The sequence below is a fragment of the Sulfuricurvum sp. IAE1 genome (genome assembly GCF_004347735.1).
Lineage (GTDB): Bacteria > Campylobacterota > Campylobacteria > Campylobacterales > Sulfurimonadaceae > Sulfuricurvum.
The window spans coordinates 1-452 of sequence record NZ_SLTI01000018.1 but is presented as its reverse complement, the minus strand read 5'-3'; the positions used below and the strand labels follow the sequence as shown (position 1 = coordinate 452).

The 452-nt window shown below is 48.0% G+C and carries 1 protein-coding gene; it reads left to right on the top strand.

What is annotated here, in order from left to right; genetic code table 11:
• The coding region (locus tag E0765_RS03535) for a DNA topoisomerase (protein ID WP_255417840.1) at window positions 1-452 on the top strand (452 nt) is incomplete at both ends.

Genomic DNA, 452 nt, shown 5'->3' with positions numbered 1-452 from the left:
GTTCTGGCGATAGAAAAAACCCAAAGAAGCACCAAAACACCTCCGCCGTTTATGACTTCCACGCTGCAGCAGACTGCTTCTACACAGTTGGGATTTTCGCCCAAAAAAACGATTATGGTAGCGCAAAAACTCTATGAAGGGGTCAAAACAGACAAAGGGGTTATGGGGATTATCACCTACATGAGAACAGACAGCCTCAACCTGGCAAAAGAAGCAGTAGATGCGGCCAGGGAACGCATTCAAGCACATTATGGCAATGACTACCTGCCCGAAAAGCCCAAAAACTATGTAACAAAAGCCAAGGCGGCCCAGGAAGCGCACGAAGCGATCCGCCCCACCATGGTTGAATTCGACCCCAAAACCGCAGCAAACTATCTTGCACCCGACGAATTAAAACTCTATCGTCTTATCTACAATCGTTTTCTTGCCTGCCAAATGGCGGAAGCCAAACT